We start from the raw sequence: 22,606 nt of genomic DNA, 5'->3' as shown, positions 1-22,606 counted from the left end.
AAGGCCCTCCAACACAGAGGGCCTTTTAATGACTTACCACCATGCATGAAAATGGTGCACAGGGCCAATACCTGAGCCGACTTCTAAACTATCCGCCTGTTCTAATGCTGCCTGTAAATAAGCTTTTGCTTCAGGTATAGTCGCTGACCAGTCAGTAAAACGAGGCCTTAATGCAGCAAGCGCTGCTGATAAGGTACATCCTGTCCCATGAGTGTGCCGCGTATTAACTCTTGGGGAGGTAAAACGCCATTCTCCATTAGGGGTAATTAGCCAATCAGGGCTCTGTGCGTCACTTAGATGCCCGCCTTTCATTAATACGGCCTTACACCCCATTTTAAGTAGCCGCTGACCTTGGTTTAACATTTCATTCTCTGTCTTAGCTACAGGCTCATCAAGTAAGGCCGCTGCTTCAGGTAAATTAGGTGTGATCAACGATACTAGTGGTAGTAACTCATGTCTCATTGCATCTACCGCATCTGGAAGTAATAGTGGATCACCACTTTTAGCAACCATAACGGTATCTAATACTACATGGGGAATACAATATTGCTTAAGGGCATCGACGACGACAGAAATCACTTCTTGATTAAATAGCATACCTATTTTTGCACTATCAATGCGGATGTCACTTAGCACTGATTCAAGTTGCGCAGCCACAAAACTACCGGGGAGTTTATGTACCGATTGCACACCGCGAGTATTTTGCGCAACCAATGCTGTCATAACACTGGTACCATAGGCACCGAGCGCAGAAAATGTTTTCAAATCGGCTTGGATCCCCGCACCGCCAGATGGATCGGTTCCTGCAATGGTTAACGCATTGATTCTCATGAAATGTCACTCCTAAAGCACAGAGTAAGGAGTGGTCATATTGGAAGGGTTATTATTGACGCTTCCGACTTCCCTACGCTGGCATTATCCAGATCAGGTAATACGGGTGCTTCTCAGTCTTTATCGACGCCCCGAGCCAAAACTACTTGATTAGTATCGCACTTTTTCTCATAACAAACTACTGCCGTTATCTCTTAATCGCCACAGCACAGTCAAAAAATGCAATATCTTGTATACAAATACCAATACAATTAAGACGAACACCACTATTAGATAAACTAAATTAGTGCTGTTATATCACATCTAGGTAATCTAAAATAATTAGTAAGCATAACGTTTTGTGAGAAATAATATTCATTCTCACTATTAATATTTCAACCTATAACATAAGACGTGCATTAACCTGAATCGGATTTACAATGAGAGTTAACAAAAAATTGCAGCTAGCTGTAGGAGCCTCCTTTTTGATTGCTTCTTCTGTCTGCGCCGCTTCATCAACCTCAACAGAACAGCCATCTGAGGGGCTATGGGATAAATTTACCCGAAATGTCAGTACCACATGGGATTCAGATCAATATGAGCTGTATCTCCCAGTATTAACCTGGCATAACCGCTTTACTTACGATAAAGAAAAAACTGATAGCTATAATGAAAATCCATGGGGCTTTGGGCTTGGTAAGTATCGCTACGATGAAGATAATGATTGGCATGCACTATACGCCATGGCATTTATGGACTCACATAATAAAGTGGAGCCAATTGTCGGTTATGGTTTCCAAAAAATGTGGGTACCCGGTGAATTAGATAGTTTTAGAATGGGTGCAGGTTTCACATTAAGTGTTACCGCAAGGGATGATTATTATTATATTCCGATCCCAGTACCGCTACCGCTGGTTTCTGTCGAGTATGACAAGCTATCGTTGCAGGCAACCTATATACCTGGAACTTATAATAACGGTAACGTGTTATTTGCATGGTTGCGTTGGCAGTGGTAACTGCTTAACTTTATTTGCTAAATAAAAATGGCCGATGACGATTATCGCATCGGCCGTTTTATTGATTGTTACTGTGTTAATTGCGTTTTCTTATCCGCATTTTCTTGTTTTTTCGCACCTGAAAACTGATAGCCAACCCACAGAACCGCAATCCATACTGGCATAATTAGCACAGATATTCTTAAACCATCCATCATTAAGATAATAATTAATATCAACGCTAAAAACGCTAAACATAAGTAGTTGCCGAATGGATACCAGATACTTTTAAATTTAGTTTCAATCCCTTGTCTGTTCATCTCTGCTCTAAATTTTAAGTTAGAGATACAGATCATGATCCAGTTAAGCACCAACGTGGTCACAACCAATGTCATCAGTAACTCAAATGCTTTACCTTCCATGATAAAGTTAATCAAAATACCGCCAGATGTTGCGATCCCTGACACAATTAATGCCATGACCGGTACGCCACCTTTGTTGATTTTGGCAAGAAATTTCGGGGCATTTTGTTGTTGAGCTAAACCGAATAACATACGGCTAGTACAGTATGCAGCACTGTTATAGACAGAAAGCGCAGCAATCAAAATAATGACGTTTAACGCATTCGCCACTAACATGTCACCTAATTCATGGAAAATCAGGACAAATGGACTCGTTTTGCCATCCAAGTTAACCCATGGGTAAAGTGCCAACAGTACGGTCAATGAGCCAATGTAGAAAATAAGGATACGATAAACAACTTGGTTGATCGCTTTTGGGATGCTTTTTTCAGGCTCTTCTGCTTCTGCTGCGGTGATCCCAACCAATTCTAATCCACCAAAAGAGAACATAATAATCGCCAATGCCATTAAGAGCCCAATAAAATCATTGGCAAAAAAGCCACCATGCTCCCATAAATTGGTGATACTCGCTTGTGGTCCACCTTTGCCACTAAACAGCAAATAACAGCCAAAGATAATCATGGCAATAACCGCGATCACTTTGATGAGAGCAAACCAAAATTCTGTTTCGCCATAAGAGCGAACGTTGACTAAGTTAACTGCATTAACCGCAATAAAGAATACCGCAGCGGAAACCCAAATAGGCAATTCAGGCCACCAGCGGCGCATATATTCACCTGCGGCGGTGAGCTCGGTCATTCCAACAAGAATGAACATAAACCAATAGTTCCAACCTGATAGAAAACCAGCGAAACCACCCCAGTACTTAAATGCAAAATGACTAAATGAACCGGCAACAGGCTCTTGAACAATCATTTCACCCAGCTGACGCATAATCAAAAAGGCAATAAACCCACATAATGCATACCCTAACAATACCGAAGGGCCTGCCATCTTTATAGTTGTTGCGATACCGAGAAACAGCCCTGTACCAACTGCTCCTCCTAAAGCAATCAACTGGATATGCCTATTCTTTAACCCACGCTTTAGCGTCTGCTGCTCTTGCGCCATAACTTTACCCTTATCATCCTATTACTTGCTTGTTATCTCTATTTATTGAGTTAAGCATACAAGTTTATTTGAATTTTGTTATTAACAACACCACTTAAAGATGTTCCCTGCTGGATCAGCAAACCTATCTGATTAAAAGTTGATAGTTTGTGATAAAAAACAGAAGTAGCACAGTATGGCGTATTAAAGGGTAAAATCAAAACGGTAATAAGTCAGTTATTTGACATATTCCAAATATAAAGTTTTCACCACCTTGATCACACAACCTATCCATCGCTAATAGATATAAAAAAACACAAGCTATCACAGCAAAAATAGCGATGACCAATTTGTATTTCAACCAAGTTCTCCTTCAACATAAAAACCATTTAGCCATTTATTTTCAATAAATTACGCAGTATCAAAAGATAAAAAATTATCATACTGGCTGATGTGTCACTTTTTAATCTTTAATTTTACAGTAACCATCATTTGGAAATTTGAGGAAAATACGTGATTCATACCAATTTTTGTATTTATGCTCATTTTTCACACTAATTAATAAAAAACCTGCCTAACTGGCTTTTTTTTCATCGATTTACAACTCATACCGCACAACCAGCCTTTGTCATGTTCAAACGAAGTTGTGTATACTTCAGCTACTCCATTTTAATACATAAGCTGTTAACGCTGATTTTCTCAGCATATTACGATTATGTTTCTCTAATTGGGGTCTGAGTTACTACAGGCTCATGGTGAGTTTTCCAGTTCCTAGTAGTACGCTCATGTTTTGGGTTCGGATAGCAGATGTTTTACTACTGTTCTTAGTAGCAAAATTGAGGAATAATGCTTTAACTCATCGAGTTAACTAAAATATTGCTGTTTTGAACAAAATTTCACATGCACAAGTCAACAACTTCAGTAATTAATTGAGATGCCACAAGATAATCATTTAGCACTTGTCTATGCTCTAAGTAAATGGATTGAGGAACACTTAGGTCGAGTTATCCATTTAGAAGAACTTGCTGCCTATTCAGGCTATTCGTTATGGCATATGCAAAAAATTTTTAAAGAAGTGACTGGAATTTCGTTGGGTAAATACATTCGTCAACGTCGCCTTGCGGGCGCTGTTAACCTGCTTAGAAACAGCGAACAATCCATTTTTGATATCGCACTAGACTTTGGGTTTGGTTCCCAATCACATTTCACCTATATGTTCCGAAAAGAATATGGGATAACCCCGTTCGATTTTCGGCAAAATGGGGATATTGATTTAGACGTCAAAGAACCTTTGCATTTGAGCCATACTCATGATTAAAGTTATCTACTTGAATTATCTAGCTAAGTAATACTTTTCATATTTAGATAATTTACATTTAATGTAAATGGAGTAAGGTACTTCAGTAAAACATCATTAACCGGAGGCGTTGATGTCAATTAAACTGGTAGCAATTGATTTAGATGGTACTCTACTCAACTCTCAGCACCAAATCACCCCAGCAGTCAAAGATGCGGTTATACAAGCCAAAAGCAACGGTATTCACGTAGTACTTGCTTCAGGTAGACCATTTTCAGGGATCTTTCCCTATCTCCAGCAACTTGGCCTCGACAATGCATCAGATTATTGCATTAGCAATAACGGTAGTGTCATTCACCAAGCCAATGATGGAACACATTTAGTTGAAAATCTGTTAGATTTTGCTGACTACCAATATTTCGAATCTTTGGCAAACGAAGTTGGTGTGCATATGCATGTGCTCGCACAAAATACGATGTTTACTGCAAACCGCCATATCAGCCATTACACTGTGCATGATGCTTATCTAACCAATACCCCTCTGGTCTATTGCCCTGCAAATGAAATGGATCCTAGCCTAAAGTTCACTAAGTTTATGATGATTGACCAGCCAGAAAAGCTCAGTGTTGGTATCAGTTATATTCCTGAAGATACTTTTGAAAGCTATTCATTGATGAAAACCAGCCCTTATTTTCTAGAGATCTCCAGTAAAACAGCAAGCAAAGGCGCTGCTTTACAAGTGATTTGTGAAAAGTTAGCCATCACACCGGACAAAGTCATGAGTATTGGCGATCAAAATAATGATTTACAAATGCTTCAGTATGCCAAGATCCCTGTCGCGATGGGCAATGCAATTGATAATGTCCGCAATATTGCAAAATTTGTCACAGCAACGAACAATGAAGATGGTGTTGCCGTCGCATTAAATAAATTTATAAACCAACAATAATGCCATAGGCAGTGTCACTCACTGCCATTTAATAAAATATTGAAATAAATCGCTAATCACTAGCTCTAAGCCCCCCTATTTATCTACCTCCTAAAGTCAAATGACTGATCGAAGTCTGACGCTCCCCTCTAAATTTGATACTATCTGCGCCTTTAAAAATACTGTAATAAAAAAATATTCATTGCAAAACAAACATTACAAGCAGGTAGTAACATGTTTTCGACTAAAGATATGATAATTCTTGGGATGATGGTCTTTGCACTCTTTCTTGGTGCAGGTAATATCATTTTCCCTCCTATGGCTGGCTACCAATCAGGAACAGATTGGTTTAGCACATCACTCGGTTTTATTATTACTGGCGTTATTCTGCCTTTTATTACACTAGTGACTGTTGCTGTAAAAGGCCGTGGGGAAAGGCTTTCCGTTGATCTACCTAAATGGGTTGCTGTTATTTTTTGGGTCGCACTATATTTAATTGTCGGTTCAACATTTGCCATGCCTAGGGTCACCAACACCGCATTTGAAATGGGATTCATTCCTTTAGGTTTTGTGGAAAAAAATACCGCCTCTCATTTAACGTTTGCATTAGTTTTTAATATTTGCTCGCTATTTTTCATGCTCAAACAAGGCACCATGATCAGTGCCATCGGTAAATTTATGACACCTGCACTGCTAGTCTTATTAGTTGTTGTTGGTGTCGCTGTAGTGGTTGAGCCTCTGTCTGCGATCAATGCGCCAGTGAAACAATATGCAGATTATGCCTTCTTCGGTGGAGTCATTGATGGTTATCAAACCATGGATGTTTTATCCGCCATGGCATTTGGGGGGATTGTCGCTAGAGCTTTAGCCTCTAAAAATATTACTCAGCCTCGCACAGTTGCATTTATTACCATAAAAGCAGGTTTAATTTCAGTTAGTCTATTGGCAGCGCTCTATATTTGCTTATTCTATCTTGGCGCAACAAGTGATCTCGTCGCCAATACGGCAACCAATGGCGGACAAATTTTCTCACGTTATGTTGATGCACTATTTGGTTCTGTGGGAACGTGGATCATGTGTGGGATTGTATTGTTAGCCAGTATGACAACGTTAGTCGGTGTGACCAGTGCTTGTGCCGATTACTTTGCAACATTCCATCATCGCTTAGGTTATCGTTTTTGGGTTATATTTTTCACGCTGCTAACCACGATTGTTTCGACCTTCGGGCTAGACACCCTATTACGCGTCACCATTCCAGCACTCCTGATGATATATCCTTCATCTGTTACTATCGTATTCCTTCAATATGCTCGTCGCTATATGGCTGCTCCGCGGATTTCTTACGGTATCACGATCGCCGTCATTGTTTTTATGAGTCTATTGGATACGTTAAACTATTTGAAATTACTCAGTGATAATATGAAGAATTTCCTTCTTACTCATCTCCCTCTCTTTGAGCAAGGTATGGGCTGGTTAATACCGGGTATTATTGCTTGTATCATCTCACTGTTAATTGGAAAAATGTGCTCAGGTAAAACAGCGCAATTGAACAATGAAACAGTATAAATAACCTTAATGGCGCTCTTTACTTGTATTGAACGCCACACGCCTCGTCGCTAGAAAGCAAATAATTGATCCTAACGTTACCATTAACACACCTTGCCAAAAACCAAGTGTTAGCGCGGTACTCAAGAGTATTGAAGAAAATGCCGTTGAAATCACGGGGGTAAAATAGGATAAGGTACCTAAAAATGCCACATTTCCTCTGATCACTGCCAGTGTCCATAACGCATTAGCCCCACCTGTTGCCAACGCAGCAACCAACAATAAACCGACACTAGCAAATGAAAAATCAAAAGATTTTGCGGGTTGCAAAGCAAACAAAAGCCACAAGCCTATTGATGTGACGATAAAAAATAGCACCATGCCATTATGTCCGCCAGAGATACGTTTGGTGACATTACTGTAAAATGCCCAAAAAATGGCACCCACAAAAGCCAATAAATAGCTTAAAGGGTTGCTTTTGATATTCGTTAAGATGGCCTCTACTGAAATGGGTTTATCGCCTGAAATAACCCAAACCAAGCCGACAAAAGCCAACGCTAAACCAACACCAAGCAGCCAAGTAAATTTTTGTCGATTAAAGAATACGGCTAGTGCAATAGTAAAACTTGGCCATAGATAATTTACCATACCCAATTCTATTGCTTGCTGACGGTCATCCGCTAACCCTAACGCTAATACAAAACAGATTTCATAACTGACAAATAAGAGTGTTCCCCAAAAAAGATAACGTTTAGGGTAAATATGGATTTTAGGTAATCCCATAAATAGAATTAGGATAATGGTACCAAAACTATAGATAAGCGCAGCACCACCAACAGCACCAAAGCTTTCGCTTGCACTACGAATTAAACCGACAATAGTGCTCCACAATAATATTGAGATCACACCGTAAAATGTTGCTGCATGCTGACCTAATTTCATTTTTTACTCAGTTTCAAGGTTATCTCACCATTTATTGATAAAAACCTTAAAGCTCAAAATGTTAGAAAGCAAGTATTATTAATAGTGTTTATAGAATGACAATTTTATTAGGGAAGATCTTAGTAAAAAGGCCACCTTATTTGGTGACCTCAAATTGTTGATGATGTGGGATAAAAACGTATTTTCCCTGCTACGTATTATCAGCCGAAAATCAATTTTTATGATTCTTGAATCGCTTTTTTAGATACCCATTGCTTGAGTTGCTCTTTTTCCCAAATTCCTTCTTCTACTTGGATCTTCAATTCAGGATGCTGCTCAATATCAAAGGTCGGTATTTTTCCTGCTTTTCTTTGCAAGTTATAGTCTTTAGCCAATTTAAACGCGATACCAGAGAGTAATAGGATCGCAATGAGGTTGGTAATTGCCATTAGCCCCATCGATAAATCAGCCATCTTCCAGATTAATGGCATTTCAGCTAATGCCCCAAACATCACCATTCCGAGAGCTGCTAAACGCAAGAGAAATAAGCTTGTAGTATGATTATTTTCAAGAAAGATCATATTACTTTCAGCATAGGCATAATTAGCAATGATCGAAGTGAAGGCAAAAAAGAATATCGCCACAGCAACAAATGTAGACCCCCATCCACCAACAACTGATGACAAAGCCAATTGAGTTAGCTCAATGCCATTCACTTTTTCCGTTGGGTTATCCAGCACACCAGAAGAGAGTATAATGATTGCAGTAGCGCTACAAATGACAATGGTATCCATAAAAACACCCAACATTTGTACATAGCCTTGTGAGGCAGGATGCGGTGGATAAGGTGCAGCTGAAGCGGCAGCATTTGGTGCAGATCCCATCCCCGCCTCGTTAGAAAATAAGCCCCGCTGGATCCCCTGCGTCATCGCTTGTCCGATGCCATAACCAATAGCGCCACCAGCAGCCTCTTGCAATCCAAATGCATTACGAATGATCAGTGTAAAAATCTCAGGCAAACGTTCGACATGATGCCCGACAACCCAAAACGCCAATATTAAATAAGCTAGCGCCATAACTGGTACAACTAATTCAGCAACCTTTGCAATTGATTTTAATCCGCCGAAAATAACAATACCGCTCATGATCACAAGAGCAATACCCACATAGAGAGGATTAAAATCAAATGCTACAGCAGTAGCCTGTGCGATTGAGTTTGCCTGCACCGCATTGAATACTAAGCCAAATGCAATAATAAGGAATATCGAAAACAAAACCCCCATCCAACGCAGATTTAGTCCTTTTTGCATATAATAGGCGGGCCCACCACGATAATTACCTTGGTCGTCTTTCGTTTTATAAAGTTGCGCTAGTGTTGATTCAACAAAGGAAGTTGCCATACCGAGTAAAGCAACAACCCACATCCAAAAAATTGCCCCTGGTCCACCAGCGGTAATCGCAATAGCGACCCCCGTTAGGTTTCCGGTTCCCACTCTTGCCGCTAAGCTAGTACATAAAGCTTGGAAAGAAGAGATACCTGCTTTATTTGTTTGATTACTATTTTTTAAGATGCCAAACATATGACTGAAATGACGGATTTGAATAAAACCGGTACGAAAAGTAAAATAGATGCCTGCACCAAGTAACAAGTATATGAGTAGTGAGCCCCAGACTACACTGTTTAGATAGTTGATAAATTCGACCAAACTGTTCCCCTTATTTTATAATATACAAATAAAAATCATTGTTTCACCAATGATAGTTTTCACTATGTTTCGCCTGAAATAACACAGGGATGATTATAGAAACTCATCTTTTATAGGAAGCGTAATTAAATACAAAACAAAGAATCTTAAAACTATATTTTTTTATCTTTTATGTAAAACATTTTTTTAGTTTTAGATAATTACTATCAATTTTTTTATTAAAAAAACTAATATGCTCTCATAATTGGGATAAAAAATAACCATTAATATTAATGGATTATATATTTATCATCTAACAAGACAAATTATTAATCACTTGATTACATTAAAATGTTGTAAGTAGAATTTGATATTCATACACGAGGTTAATTTCTATATGATACCTAAAGTAAATAGCGTTACTTTCATTATTAAGCTTAAGCACTCTACTAATAAAATTGATAGACTAGCGGCTTACATATTTTAAATGTATTAACTGATAAATTAACATTACTCACTTATACATTTTTACTGTGTTTAAAACATACAAATCGCTTATTTTTTCATCTCATCAAAAAACGACTATTGAAAAATAAGCATTGCTTCTATTTATACATCACAATAAACTTTACAACTAAATTGTGATCCTACTGAAGGTTAAAAAATGAAAATCACCATTAAAATCTCTGATGATACTGTATCCCAAAAATCCTATGATGCATTCACTGCTGAGCTAAGAGCAAGAGTGCTAGAAGTATACCCTGGTAGCGATTTATATATTATTCATGATTCAGGTGCCACCACATTTGAAACCAGTGGATTTCATGACGACAAAGAAGCACATGTCGTGTTGCATGAGCTGGTTGAAGATGTTTTAAAACATGGTCACTGGTCAAAATAATCCACACTAGCCACCCATGAAAATGTATCAACAATCATCTTATTGATTGAAAGATAACAAACTTATCTAATATGTGATCGGTTATTAATCAAATACTGGTCACATTTTATCTCTTTTATCTTGCCAATTTTTGACTGACCTTATTTCTGATCAAGAGCAGCCTTAGCATAATTAATTAGCATTTTGCTGCCAAAACAGCTTTACCTTCCACCGTTATATGATAAATTATATAACGTAATTTTCATTTACATTGCTTTGCTATTTATGGCAGCCAGTATTTTTACTGGCTCTTTTTTGTTTCAAAATGCGAAATATGGCTTAAAACCTCATCTTTTCAGGCAATTCTGCTATAGTCTCACTTCAATACACGATAAAGTTAATACTCATTTAGTGTAAAACTAGAGGTACTGTCATGAAACGTCTTTTACTTGCTGTATGCTTTGCACCTGTTATCGCAATGGGTGCTAATGAACCACTAAACATTAGCCAAACTGCTATTGATTATTGTGATATCACTGGAAAAGCACTGAATGATGCTTATGATTCAGATAAAAGCAGCAATGAATTAACATCCAGCGCTCTAAGCCAACTGAAAAGCAAACAAGTTGATCTCGCGAAGTTAGAGATAAATGAAGCTGATTTGCAAAAGAATTTAGATGTTGCCATCAAAGCAGTTCGTGATAGCAAAGGTAAATTTAAAAACCACGATGAATTTACCAAATCGCTAAATGATTCAATCTCAGCCTGTAAGATCCAAACTGAGCTATTATTGAATAAAACAAAATAGCGCGACTTTAACAAATGATGCCCAGACTAATGGCTGGGCAGCATAATGCATTATGATTTTTCTTCTTGGCATATTTTGATGATTGATGCCTCTATTTCTGGTGTATCGCTCAATAATAATTGATTATGACCTGAAAACTTACCATCACGTACATCAACGCTAGCAACAAAAGGCAAAACCGTGCCAGACTCCCCTACTTGGTACGAGCCGCACACACGAACCCCTTCCCCATCTTTATACTGATTACGTTTGACCACGGCGACATCTTTGAAAAAGATTTTCTGTTGCGATGATGACAATTTTTGCTCAACAAGCTGCTGAGCCATTTTTTGGATATCAGTATCATTGATAGTGATTGTGTATTGGTATGCAAAACCTGCTGCCACAATCAATAAAATAATCAATAACTTAGTCTTTACACGTTTCAAGTCATAATCCTTATCTGTGCGTTTAGCTACTAAGTGTAATTATAACGGTATTTTTTAAAATTAAGTGAACAAAATGAGTCAAATGTTTCCCTCAAAGCGCCCTATCATAATGACAGCTATATTTTTTTCGATATTATTTTATTTACATAGGTATCTAATAACCAAATTAAATCAGATATTATTTAATAAATAAAAATGCATTAATTAATGTATGATACTTTAATCAAAATGAATTAAATATTAACAATAAAGCACATTAACACTTAAATAAATCTTAAAATTAACTTTACTTCAAAATTTGAAACAAATATTTTTCATTGTGATGAAATAGTGAGTACTTCATGGCTAAATCATGTTTTATTCTTTTATTTGAGTAAATAGAATTGAAATAATAAATAAAACAGCCACAATAATAATTAGTAGATAGTCAATAGGAGAATAATTATGAAATATCTAAAGCCTCTATTTATTGTGGCAAGTGTTTTCGCTGTGAGTTTTTCTTCTTTCGCATATCATGGTAACAACAATTGTGATGGAACTTGGCATCGAGGAGGTTACCAAAACAATGCCCAGTCCTATGATAATCGACCTTGTAATGACAGCCGCCATTATAATGCTTCAGGTCGCCACTACGGTATGCATAATGGCGCTATGCAATATTCAACTTCTTTGCAAACAGCCCAGCCAGATGAAGCACTGAAAAAAATCGCACTTGATGCACCAAAAGCTGAAAGTGGTAAACAGTATGTTGTCCACGTTTCGGTTGTTGAAATAACGGGTAATAATACTCTACCTCAAAATCAATAACTCATTCAGGGCAGCCAACCTGCCCTATTTTATGATTAGCTACGTGCTATTTTAAAAACCTATCGGTTGGTAACCTTGCCACTCCGGTTTAAAATGCTCGCTATTTGGCTGTTCTATTAAATGAATATAATAATCACTAACTTGATTTAGTAACACACAATCATCAACATCTTTTAAATTATCTTTATGCTGCTGCTGGCTATCAACCAATAATGTATCGATCGCTTTTTGTTTTGCTTCTGCTGGCGTATTTGCAACAAATAAATCGAATTCATGCAATTCAGCTAACTTTGAAGGTTTATAGCCCCAACATTCACAAAATATAATTTTTGCTGATGAGTTGCAGGCTCTTTGCTTAATTCAATTCGATACCCATCTACCCAATTGATGATTGCATAACCATCGATATGAATTTTATCTTTATCTCCAAACCAAGCTTCTCGCAATGCAGGCCATGCATCTGTTGGCTGATGTACCACCACAAATTGGATATCATGTACTTCAATATTGGATTTGCCAGCATTACCACCCACATAAAACATATATAACTTCATTTGTTTTTTCCAATTTATTATTTAATTTCGATATATAATTTATTATATAACCATGTGAATTAAAAGCACAATCTATGCACTATTTTAGTCACATCTGTAATGAAATTTTTATCTTGTAGTTCAATGCAATAGATAAAAATTTAGCTTTATTTTCCTTTTAAAAATATCAAAAAAATCATTAAATGAATATAAATTCACTTTTAATAAATAAATATTTACATTATTATCATTTTTAATCTACTTAGCTCTCAGGGAAAACTATGGATCGTCGTACATTTATAAAAACAAGCTCAATGATTATGAGTGGCCTAGCTGCAAGCAATTTACTTAATCAAGCCATCGCAGAAACAAAAACAGCGATGATTATTGATGAAAAACACCCGTTACTACTCAACTTTAATGAAAATTCACTCGGTATGTCCCCCAAAGCACGGCAAGCCGTTATTGCTGCATTGCCGAGTTCCTTTCGCTACCCAGATAGTGCACGTGCTGAACTCATCAACCATATCGGTGACCACTATAACTTGACAGAACAACATGTGACTTTAGGAAATGGTTCTTCAGAAACCATTCAAGCTGCTATTGCTATGTTGGCTGCACAAGCTCGCAAACAAAATCAAAATATTCAATTAGTCACACCAGATCCCACTTTTAACTACGCTGAGCTCTACTCAATTCCTCTAAATATCAAGATCAGCAAAGTCCCTTTAAAAGAGGATTTTTCTTTCGATTTACACAAGATGGAACAGTTGGCTGACCAATTCGATGGACTATCCATCATTTATATTTGTAACCCTAATAACCCAACAGCAATGATCACCCCTTCCAGTGAGCTCAATCAGTGGATGACAAAGGCGTCTAATAAACAATTTTTTATTATTGATGAAGCCTACGCTGAGTTTGTCGAAGACCCTCAATTCACCAGTGCAATAGAACAAGTAAAACAAGGGCAAAAGAACCTTCTTGTTACTCGCACTTTCTCAAAAATTTTTGCATTAGCTGGCTTACGTGTTGGTTACGGTATTGGAGCTCCGGAAGTCGTAGCTGCAATTGATCAGTTTCTTCCTTTAGATAATACCAATACCGCAGGAGCGGTTGCAGCTCTGGCCTCATTACAAGATAAGCCTTTCATTGCATATAGCTTGAAATCAAATAATGTTTCAAGAAATATCGTGAAATCTGCGCTCAATGAGTTAAATATTGCTTATGCACCATCACAGGCGAATTTCATCTTCCATAAGGTGAAAGGTGACGTGAAAACCTACCAAAAAAGAATGGCAGAAGCGCATATTATGGTTGGAAGAGAATTCCCTCCTGCATTGGGTTGGAGCCGTCTTACATTAGGAACACCTGAAGAAATGGAACAATTTGTTGTGGTATTAAAGCGTTTCCGTGAAAAGGGTTGGATCTAAATATCATAATATCCTCTTGTGTAAAAACCATAAGAGGATAATTAATTGAACAATTATTTGCAGTCAGGTGATATGACATCCCACTTAGCAAACAAACTTAAACCTAACGAATTTGCTAGTGCTATCGAAGCCTGATTATCTATCTGAGTGCGATATTGAGGCTCATAGCCTAATTGAATGGCTTTTTTGCTCATCGCACTAATCACTTTTTTGGCATAACCTTTACCTCGAAAAGGGTCAAGGGTTAGGACGCCAATATCAGCAAATTGAGTATTATCCCAGTCATACATACTCGCCGCACAAACCAACTGTTGCCCTTCAAACGCTCCATAAACTAACCAATGCTCTAACTCAACGTAAGCATTTTCTAAATCATCTTTTGATGCTAATCGTTCAAACTGGCTAAATGCATTTTTATCTTCAGAGGTTAGTGGTCGTATATTTTTTTTGTCACTTTCATTAAGTAATTTTAATTGATTTTGATGAGAAAAATAATAAAGGTTATCGGGACCATGTAATTTAAGTTTTTTTTCTGCTAAATATACTTCTAATTGTTCAAGATTCGTTATTTCTATTTTGCTAAGCATCAAAGCTTCTGCAACTTTCGATGAAAGAGTGACCCTTGTTTTACCATTCACCACTCCTAGCACCATAATACTGTTCGACTCATCTAGCGAATTATTTATCGTCAAGCAAAATGACTCATTTTCAAAATGTTGCACATCACCCGACATTTTCTTAAACCAATACTCAGTTACTATAGAATGGAAATCAGGCATACAATCCTCACTTTGTATAAAAAATATAGTGAAAAGTATACGCTACAACATAGGAATTCCCATCGGTTTGAGTGCTCTTTTCATAGCTATGACATCACAAGCGCCACACCAGTAAAATATCAAAAAGGCCCTTTAAAAATAAAAAATGCACCAGCAAAAATCAAAATAAAGCCAATAATATGATTAATAGTGATACTTTCCCCTAAATAGAGCACAGAAAATATGACAAATACGCAAAGCGTGATAACTTCTTGCATCGTTTTCAATTCTGCGGCGCTATAGTATTGATGCCCAAGGCGATTAGCGGGAACAGCAAAGCAGTACTCAACGAAAGCAATTAACCAACTAAAGAAGATAACACTGTACAACGGTTTATCTGTAAATTTTAAATGGCCGTACCACGCAAACATCATAAAAACATTCGAAATAACTAACAGTATAATAGGATAAGATTTAGCAAGCATTTTGATATACATAGTGGTCAATCGTTTCGCTATTATGGCGATAAAAAAAGTAAAATTCACCACAATTCACGCTTTCTTTTCTTGATAAAATCTTGCTTTAGTTTTATCTCTCTCAGGCTTGGCGAATATTATCGTATCTAGGGGGTTACATGACGTTTCAGTATCGTTTAATGAAAATGACCGATTGTGAAGAAGTCACACATCTACTACAGCGCAATGCACAATCACAAGGCGGGGGATTATTAGGTGAATTTCCACTAAATAAAGTTGAAAGTATGTTTGCTAATTCGTTGCGCGTTATTATCGCTTATGAACGCAACCATATTGTTGGTGTTGTTTTCAGCTTTGATGTAAAAAGTAGCGCTCTTCCCCGGTTAGCACAATATATTACTCAGCAATTTAAAGCGGAAATGAATAATAGCTGGTTTTATGGGCCCGTTTGTATCGATGCGGCCTATCGAGGAAAAAACATGCTTAAACCGCTATATGATGCAATTTGCACTCAGCAAACGGGTAGTCCAGTTGCTTTTATTAACATAGATAATATCCGCTCTCTAAAAGCACATCAAAAATTAGGTATGCGAGAAATCGCTGAGTTTAGCTTTGCTGGCACCCGTTATTACTTAGTAAAAGGATAGTATTGTAATTTACCCTACGCCATATGTACCAACTAGTACATTTTTCTTTTATTTTATTGTCTATTGAGTTACATTAAATAAATAATGTATTAATGAGTACTAATTTATGACGGATTTTTTAACTGCAAATCAAAAAGCATGGGATAAGCAAGCTCAACAGCAGCAAGCTTGGTCAATTCCTGTTGATGCTGACACTATTACAAAAGCCAAACAAGGTGAATGGCAAATACACCTAACCCCTTCTCCATTAGATAAACAATGGTTGGGGGATGTTAAAGGGAAAAAAATCTTATGCCTTGCCTCAGCGGGTGGACAACAAGCCCCTATATTGGCAGCTGCGGGGGCAGATGTGACTGTTTTTGACCTTTCAGAGCAACAATTGGCACAAGATCAACAAGTTGCTATTCGTGATAACCTAAGATTGGAAACCATACAGGGTGATATGCGTGATCTGCATATGTTCGCAGACACTAGCTTTGACCTGATTTTCCATCCAATTTCAAACCTTTATATACCCGATGTCACCCCTGTATGGCGTGAATGTTATCGAATATTGAAAAAAAATGGCAGACTACTTTCGAGTTTTTTCAACCCCATTGTTTTTGTTGGTGACAGAGACCCAAAATTCAGTGAACAAGGTTTAATCAAACCAGCCTACAAAATGCCTTTTTCTGAATTAGAAAATCTCACTGAACAACAAATTATGCTGAAGCATCAAAATCAAGAAGCGTTTGTTTTTGGTCATTCACTCACAGATTTAATTGGCGGGCAAATAAATGTAGGCTTTAATATCGCAGGCTTCCTTGAAGACTGGCAACCTAACCCACGTTTTGTTATCGATAACTACTTACCAACTTTTTTAGCTACATTAGCCATTAAGGTTACATAAATAATAAAGTTAAGGTGAATTATGTTTAAAACTCTACTCTAAATAATTCGAGTTGTAGGTAGGCGACAAATAAAGAGAGTCGCGGGGAGCATAAATAATTATGTGACTCGGCAAGCTGTATGTCGTCAACACCTGTGCAGTTCGAAGTATGATGAGTATAACCTTAACTTTTTAAATTTATTTTTGGCAATATCGAGACCAAACAACCTCAAATTGCTCCACTGGAATAATATCATCAACCTCTTCGACAAAAGGAATTGATACCATGGTTTTACCCACTGAACTTTTATGATATCTCACAATAAAACGTTTAAAACCATAGGGGAGTTCATTTTTAAAACCATAAACCTCACCGCAGTAATATCCCGTTTCTTCGCCATTATCCGATTGACTTAATACATGGTAATTAACATTCCGATACTCTGCTGCGGTTGGGTAAGCAAGAAAATCTTCAACTGAGTTCTCTATTTTCTTTTTAGTATCTATCTCTGATACTTTAGCCATATTTGTCATTATGCCAGCAATATAGGCACCACCAACAATAAGTAACAGCACTAGGCTTCTTAGTAGCATATTTCCCACGGTAATATTGATAAAATCCACACTACCATATTATAGTTAAATTGTAACAAAATGCGACAAGAAAAATAGTCATTTACTGATATGCCATACAGAGATTGGTTAACGATTTATTTTCGTCCCAATTACGTCATTATAAAATAACTAAACCTATTGATATAATTGCCAAAAATAGATCAGTATTGCCGCTGCTAAAACCCAATTCACAGTAGCAATACTTAAACACAACCATGCCGATACTTTGGTTGCCAGAAAATATACGGTAATTAAATACAACAGATAAGGAATTAATGACCACATACCAAATAATGCGGTTTTACGTAATGCTAAAGCACCTTGTTCTTGAATAACAATCACATGAGCAATCAACGCAAATGTTGGGAATAAAGGGATCAGACCGGCAATATAAAAAAGCTTACTCTTTGATAAGATAGCAATCACCAAAACGGCCACAGCACCTAACAAACACTTTAAAAAGAGAGTAATCATAGTTATCTCAAGTTTCTCATCAGAATCAATATATTCTTACCCTTAAAAAGACTCAGACTATCAGCACGCTAGTTTTATCTCAATAACCTACGTTTTAAATCAATTCACGCTAAAAAACAAATAATTACCATTAATACGACGAATGAATCATTAGCATTAATTTAGATTAATATTGATTTGAACATAAAGTATACGTCGTAGCTGCCGATATCATTGATTAGTCCCTACGCCTGACTTCTGTATGACTGTTATAAGGTATATACCAACTATCTGATTTAGCTAGTTATTACCTTATATCTAATAAGTGGTTTACTTATGCATGTTAGAAACATGTTACCGACAGTATGAAAGGAAATAATAAATGATGTCCGATATATCACAAAAATTTAAATTATCGCTTTTCCGGTCTTCGGGTCTTAAAACAACAACTCTAGTTTGGCTTTTATCTGGATTATTAATTGTATTATTACTCTCTTCATGCTGGCTATTCTTTAGTTACCTCAAAAACTACCAAACAACCCTTGGTAAACTGGATGCCATATACCAAGAACAATCAGCTTTGAACGAAACATGGCAATCACTATTACAGGCACGTAATACCTTAAATCGTGCCAGTTCTCGGCATTTACTAGTCATTAATAAAATGCAAACTGCAAATACTGACATTGATAGTTTGATTAAACAGTTCCACGAAAAAATTGATCGGGCTGATTTGCAATGGAAAAATTTCGCTCAACTATCACAAAATAAAAGTGAATTATTATTTAGTGAGCTAGCTCAAAGCTATACCGAGTTACAAGCAGCATTAATGGAACTTTCAAGTTTTTTGGTGCAAGGAAAGACCTACGATTTTCTGAATCAACCTACTCAAAAATTTCAAGATACCTTCGAACTGAATCTTAACTACTATCACCAACAATTAAACCAAAGCTATCATCAAATTTCTGCTGCTAGCGAACAGTTATATAAACAAAGCATTATCGGTATTATTGCGGTTATTATTACTCTTACCTTTATTACTCTGTTAGTTCGCTTTATTTTACAATATTTATTTGTACGACCTTTAAATCAGGTTATCGATGGCATCGAAAAAGTAAGCCAAGGTATTCTTTATCATCATTTTGATAATAAAGGGCTAGCAGAAATTAAATCACTCAAACAGCATGTTTCTAATATGCAAAATAAGCTAATCGAGATCGTTCAAAATATTTACTCCAATACACACAACATCAAAAATGAATTAAACGACATTACTCAAATGAATCAAGACCTGTCAATTCGCGCAGATCAGCAAGCCGCCGCGATTGTAGAAACAGCAGCGAGTATCGAAGAATTAGATTCTTCTTTCAAACTTAATAGTGCTCATACCCACGAATCTTGCCAACTAATGGTTGAAACAGGAGTTACCATTGATAAAAGTAATGAACTGATCTCAGATGTTGTCGAAAATATGGATGATATCGTTGATTTTTCAAAAGAAATTAGCAAAATCACCTCTACTATAGACAATATTGCTTTTCAGACAAATTTATTGGCGTTGAATGCTGCCGTGGAGGCGGCACGTGTTGGTGAACACGGCAAAGGATTTGCTGTTGTCGCCAATGAGGTTCGTGAGCTTTCTATGAGTTGCAACCAAGCCTCTAAAGAAATTAAAACGCTAATCGATAACTCGAATGAGAAAATACACCATTGTTTTCAACTCGCAGCGGATGCTAATGACAATATTGTATCAATTGCCAAGAGTACCTCTAATATCAACGAAAAAATCCAGAATATTTCTCTCGCTTCACATGAGCAAACTTATGGTGTTGGGCAAATACATTTAGCGATTAATGAGCTGGATAATACCACACAAGCTAATGCGACTATGACAAGAGAATTACAAGGCTCTTTACAATCTTTGAAAGCACAATCTGACTTATTAGAAGAAATTATCGAAATATTTCATATTAAACCTTGTGGATCACCACAACCAGAACAAAAAACTCAACAATAATAAATATTTTATATCGCTAAGCAGCTATTTCTTAGTTGCTTAGTCTTGGAGTAAAGCATTTTTATTACCTATTATTGAATCAAATCTGCTATAACTGTCATCCTCTACCCACTAACTATGCATAATAAGTAAAAATGACAATAAAAATAGCCGTTCTTGTTGATAACAACACTCTTATCGATAGCTACTTTTGCGGTGAGCCAGGCGTTAGTTACTATATTGAAGCCGATGGGCGTAAAATCCTATTTGATACGGGATATTCCAATATCTTTATCGATAATGCACACACACTTAATATCGATTTATCTCAGATTACTGATTTAGCTTTATCGCATGGACATAATGATCATACATGGGGGCTAAATCATCTCATACAGCACTATGATAGAAGAAATTGCTGTTTTCAGAAGAAAATTGACTTAATTTATCACCCAGATGCACTATTACCAAAACGTTTTGGCTCAAAAGTTATTGGTGCTAATATTCCTAAAGACGTGTTAGATGCTTATTTTGACAGTAAGCAAACTGTTGAACCCTATTCTCTTACCGAGAACATTATCTTTTTAGGCCAAATTCCACGAAACAACCATTTTGAAGGCAAAGAACCTATTGGTTCAACGGTAGATGCAAACAATCAAACTATAGATGATTATGTATGGGATGATAGTGCCCTAGTCATTAAAACTTCAGCAGGAATTATCATCGTGACCGGCTGCTCACACGCAGGAATTTGTAATATTATTGAGTACGCTAAGCAAGTCACTAATACAAATAAAGTTGTCACTGTGATTGGTGGATTCCACCTACAAAATGCATCTGATGAAATTCTCAATCAAACAGGTGAATACTTCAGCCAACTCGATGTTGATCATATTCATCCATGCCACTGCACTGATTTAGCAGCTAAAATCCACTTATCCAAATTTTCATCTATTAAAGAAGTCGGTGTTGGTTTAGTATTAAATTACCCTCTATAGTCCTCCAAGAGTGATGATTAGCAATTTTCATCACTCTCAGACTTCAGTAATATTAATAAAATCCATAATCCATATTCTCTAAATTACCACCATAAACTTTATCTATATCATTAACTCTTTTTACATAAATGATGCCTTCATTTCCGTAATTATCATAAAATGTAATATATCTAATATGTTGGCCGTACTGCGGATTTTTGGCTAAAATACCATAATCACCATTTTTATCTTTGATCTTAAAACCATAGCTCCTAACTAAATTAATTTTATTATTTGTATTCACTTGAAACTTATATTTGTCTGATAATTTTTCCACCTCTTTATGAGGTGCCAATGCCCACGCAGGCACATACATATCTTGTTGGTTTTTATTGATATGCCGATAAAGTGTTAACGATGAATCCACGTCCATATCTTGGAAAAAATGACTTAATTGATGGGTAGCAACTTGCGATGAATTATACACCTCAATGGATGCCCCATTAGATATCGCTCGACTTAGCTGCCAACCTTTAGGTACAAGTTCATATGTTTTAAATCGCATGACCCCATCATACCAATCAATCTCTTCAGAAATAATTGTAAAGTCATTAATTGTATATCGTTTTGGTTGTAATGCATGGAGGGTAACATACGACTCTTTATCGGAGTTATTACAAGTTGAATAGTGTTCTATTCGGTTAGTTTGCGTATTAGCCGCACTCAATTTAGCACAAATTCGTGTTGCTCCAGCGTCTCTTGTCGCTAAATAAAAATATTTATACTGATTATTATCTCCGACTAATAACACCGGCACAATAGTTTTTAAGCTCTCAATTTCATGTGGATAATTATTTTCTTTTTCAAAAAACTTAAAATTATTTAACTCACTACCTTCATGTTTTAATAGTTTAATATTTTGAATAAGATAATTGTCATTTAGTTGATAACTAACAATTATTTTAGCTTGCATAGTACCATTAGAATAGATACTAACATTATTAGTGTAATTTGAGGTGTAAATATTAACATGACGAAATGCATCGTTATTATTTGAAAATGTAAAACCACTCCAAAACAACAAAATAAAACAAATCAATACCCTAGGTAGCATAAATATTCCATACATGAACAATGTCATGTTTTATATGTGTTAATTGAATATATACAATACCTTTCCTCATTTATCCGGTATATTTTTAAAATTATCAGCTTATATTTATTAAATAGTATGTACTGGTGCGACAAGTGAATGAATCACTAGGAGCGTACATAAGTACGTGACTGGTGCGAAT

At 36.6% G+C, this 22,606-nt stretch carries 23 protein-coding genes, 1 pseudogene and 1 riboswitch; of the genes and pseudogenes, 12 read left to right on the top strand and 12 right to left on the bottom strand.

The genetic code is table 11. The features are described 5' to 3' along the window. Positions 1-33: 33 nt before the first annotated feature. Positions 34-831, bottom strand: coding sequence for a bifunctional hydroxymethylpyrimidine kinase/phosphomethylpyrimidine kinase (gene thiD / locus SC428_RS00575; protein ID WP_140182705.1), 798 nt, complete (start codon positions 829-831; stop codon positions 34-36). Between the two features lie 53 nt (positions 832-884). Further along, a riboswitch (TPP riboswitch) is annotated at positions 885-975 on the bottom strand. A 275-nt stretch (positions 976-1,250) separates the two neighbouring features. Here thiD and pagP point away from each other — a divergent pair. Continuing rightward, positions 1,251-1,826, top strand: coding sequence for a lipid IV(A) palmitoyltransferase PagP (gene pagP, locus SC428_RS00570; RefSeq protein ID WP_318705478.1), 576 nt, complete (start codon positions 1,251-1,253; stop codon positions 1,824-1,826). A 68-nt stretch (positions 1,827-1,894) separates the two neighbouring features. On the opposite strand, the gene SC428_RS00565 is transcribed toward pagP, so the two are convergent. Both SC428_RS00565 and mgrB read right to left on the bottom strand, forming a co-directional pair. After that, on the bottom strand, positions 1,895-3,277 hold the full coding sequence (locus SC428_RS00565) for an amino acid permease (RefSeq protein ID WP_140182703.1): 1,383 nt from the start codon (positions 3,275-3,277) through the stop codon (positions 1,895-1,897). A 196-nt stretch (positions 3,278-3,473) separates the two neighbouring features. Beyond that, positions 3,474-3,584: a PhoP/PhoQ regulator MgrB gene (gene mgrB / locus SC428_RS00560; protein ID WP_257644845.1), complete on the bottom strand. Its 111-nt coding sequence runs from the start codon at positions 3,582-3,584 to the stop codon at positions 3,474-3,476. A gap of 606 nt (positions 3,585-4,190) precedes the next feature. Here mgrB and SC428_RS00555 point away from each other — a divergent pair. The 3 genes from SC428_RS00555 (at position 4,191) to brnQ (ending at position 7,047) form a co-directional block, all read left to right on the top strand. Further along, positions 4,191-4,574: a helix-turn-helix domain-containing protein gene (locus tag SC428_RS00555; protein WP_070928406.1), complete on the top strand. Its 384-nt coding sequence runs from the start codon at positions 4,191-4,193 to the stop codon at positions 4,572-4,574. A gap of 112 nt (positions 4,575-4,686) precedes the next feature. Further along, positions 4,687-5,502, top strand: a complete 816-nt coding sequence (gene yidA, locus SC428_RS00550; RefSeq protein WP_070928408.1) for a sugar-phosphatase — start codon at positions 4,687-4,689, stop codon at positions 5,500-5,502. Between the two features lie 213 nt (positions 5,503-5,715). Continuing rightward, positions 5,716-7,047 carry a branched-chain amino acid transport system II carrier protein gene (gene brnQ / locus SC428_RS00545; protein ID WP_318705472.1) on the top strand — a complete coding sequence of 444 codons (1,332 nt, stop codon included), beginning with the start codon at positions 5,716-5,718 and terminating at the stop codon, positions 7,045-7,047. 6 nt (positions 7,048-7,053) lie between these two features. Here brnQ and yddG read toward each other — a convergent pair whose 3' ends face one another. Then, a complete protein-coding gene (yddG, locus tag SC428_RS00540) occupies positions 7,054-7,968 on the bottom strand; it encodes an aromatic amino acid DMT transporter YddG (RefSeq protein ID WP_318705470.1) in 915 nt (304 codons plus the stop codon). Between the two features lie 218 nt (positions 7,969-8,186). After that, positions 8,187-9,653: a sodium:alanine symporter family protein gene (locus SC428_RS00535; RefSeq protein WP_318705468.1), complete on the bottom strand. Its 1,467-nt coding sequence runs from the start codon at positions 9,651-9,653 to the stop codon at positions 8,187-8,189. A gap of 643 nt (positions 9,654-10,296) precedes the next feature. On the opposite strand from SC428_RS00535, the gene SC428_RS00530 reads away from it, so the two are divergent. Further along, the gene (locus SC428_RS00530) at positions 10,297-10,533 is read left to right on the top strand and encodes a DinI-like family protein (RefSeq protein WP_070928414.1); all 237 of its coding nucleotides are present in this window, start codon (positions 10,297-10,299) and stop codon (positions 10,531-10,533) included. Positions 10,534-10,945: 412 nt separating this feature from the next. After that, positions 10,946-11,320, top strand: a complete 375-nt coding sequence (locus SC428_RS00525) for a hypothetical protein (protein WP_070928416.1) — start codon at positions 10,946-10,948, stop codon at positions 11,318-11,320. Between the two features lie 50 nt (positions 11,321-11,370). Here SC428_RS00525 and SC428_RS00520 read toward each other — a convergent pair whose 3' ends face one another. Then, complete coding sequence (locus SC428_RS00520; protein ID WP_070928418.1) at positions 11,371-11,748, bottom strand: hypothetical protein; 378 nt, start codon at positions 11,746-11,748, stop codon at positions 11,371-11,373. Positions 11,749-12,192: 444 nt separating this feature from the next. Here SC428_RS00520 and SC428_RS00515 point away from each other — a divergent pair, with 444 nt between their 5' ends. Continuing rightward, positions 12,193-12,555 (top strand): hypothetical protein, encoded by a 363-nt coding sequence (locus SC428_RS00515; RefSeq protein ID WP_318705463.1) that lies wholly within the window; start codon positions 12,193-12,195, stop codon positions 12,553-12,555. Between the two features lie 51 nt (positions 12,556-12,606). Here SC428_RS00515 and SC428_RS00510 read toward each other — a convergent pair. Then, positions 12,607-13,109, bottom strand: a pseudogene (locus SC428_RS00510) (DUF1543 domain-containing protein). 260 nt (positions 13,110-13,369) lie between these two features. On the opposite strand from SC428_RS00510, the gene SC428_RS00505 reads away from it, so the two are divergent. Next, on the top strand, positions 13,370-14,521 hold the full coding sequence (locus tag SC428_RS00505; RefSeq protein WP_318705461.1) for a pyridoxal phosphate-dependent aminotransferase: 1,152 nt from the start codon (positions 13,370-13,372) through the stop codon (positions 14,519-14,521). Positions 14,522-14,574: 53 nt separating this feature from the next. On the opposite strand, the gene SC428_RS00500 is transcribed toward SC428_RS00505, so the two are convergent. Together SC428_RS00500 and SC428_RS00495 are read right to left on the bottom strand one after the other, a co-directional pair. Then, complete coding sequence (locus tag SC428_RS00500) at positions 14,575-15,300, bottom strand: GNAT family N-acetyltransferase (RefSeq protein ID WP_318705459.1); 726 nt, start codon at positions 15,298-15,300, stop codon at positions 14,575-14,577. A 119-nt stretch (positions 15,301-15,419) separates the two neighbouring features. After that, positions 15,420-15,764 (bottom strand): DMT family protein, encoded by a 345-nt coding sequence (locus SC428_RS00495; RefSeq protein WP_070928479.1) that lies wholly within the window; start codon positions 15,762-15,764, stop codon positions 15,420-15,422. Between the two features lie 149 nt (positions 15,765-15,913). Here SC428_RS00495 and SC428_RS00490 point away from each other — a divergent pair, with 149 nt between their 5' ends. Continuing rightward, positions 15,914-16,402 (top strand): N-acetyltransferase, encoded by a 489-nt coding sequence (locus tag SC428_RS00490; RefSeq protein WP_318705457.1) that lies wholly within the window; start codon positions 15,914-15,916, stop codon positions 16,400-16,402. Between the two features lie 106 nt (positions 16,403-16,508). Then, a complete protein-coding gene (locus SC428_RS00485; protein ID WP_318705455.1) occupies positions 16,509-17,291 on the top strand; it encodes a class I SAM-dependent methyltransferase in 783 nt (260 codons plus the stop codon). A gap of 177 nt (positions 17,292-17,468) precedes the next feature. Here SC428_RS00485 and SC428_RS00480 read toward each other — a convergent pair whose 3' ends face one another. Both SC428_RS00480 and SC428_RS00475 read right to left on the bottom strand, forming a co-directional pair. After that, the gene (locus SC428_RS00480) at positions 17,469-17,846 is read right to left on the bottom strand and encodes a hypothetical protein (protein WP_318705453.1); all 378 of its coding nucleotides are present in this window, start codon (positions 17,844-17,846) and stop codon (positions 17,469-17,471) included. Between the two features lie 174 nt (positions 17,847-18,020). Continuing rightward, complete coding sequence (locus tag SC428_RS00475) at positions 18,021-18,359, bottom strand: GlpM family protein (protein WP_070928434.1); 339 nt, start codon at positions 18,357-18,359, stop codon at positions 18,021-18,023. A 361-nt stretch (positions 18,360-18,720) separates the two neighbouring features. Between SC428_RS00475 and SC428_RS00470 the strand changes: the two genes are divergently transcribed. Both SC428_RS00470 and SC428_RS00465 read left to right on the top strand, forming a co-directional pair. Further along, on the top strand, positions 18,721-20,355 hold the full coding sequence (locus SC428_RS00470) for a methyl-accepting chemotaxis protein (protein WP_140185993.1): 1,635 nt from the start codon (positions 18,721-18,723) through the stop codon (positions 20,353-20,355). 134 nt (positions 20,356-20,489) lie between these two features. After that, positions 20,490-21,332, top strand: a complete 843-nt coding sequence (locus tag SC428_RS00465) for an MBL fold metallo-hydrolase (protein ID WP_070928438.1) — start codon at positions 20,490-20,492, stop codon at positions 21,330-21,332. A 52-nt stretch (positions 21,333-21,384) separates the two neighbouring features. Here the strand turns inward: SC428_RS00465 and SC428_RS00460 are convergent, their stop codons facing one another. Continuing rightward, positions 21,385-22,425, bottom strand: coding sequence for a hypothetical protein (locus SC428_RS00460; protein ID WP_070928440.1), 1,041 nt, complete (start codon positions 22,423-22,425; stop codon positions 21,385-21,387). Positions 22,426-22,606: the final 181 nt, after the last annotated feature.

This window comes from Providencia sp. 2023EL-00965, assembly GCF_033550225.1.
Lineage (GTDB): Bacteria > Pseudomonadota > Gammaproteobacteria > Enterobacterales > Enterobacteriaceae > Providencia > Providencia manganoxydans.
This window is presented reverse-complemented; position numbering and strand designations above follow the sequence as displayed.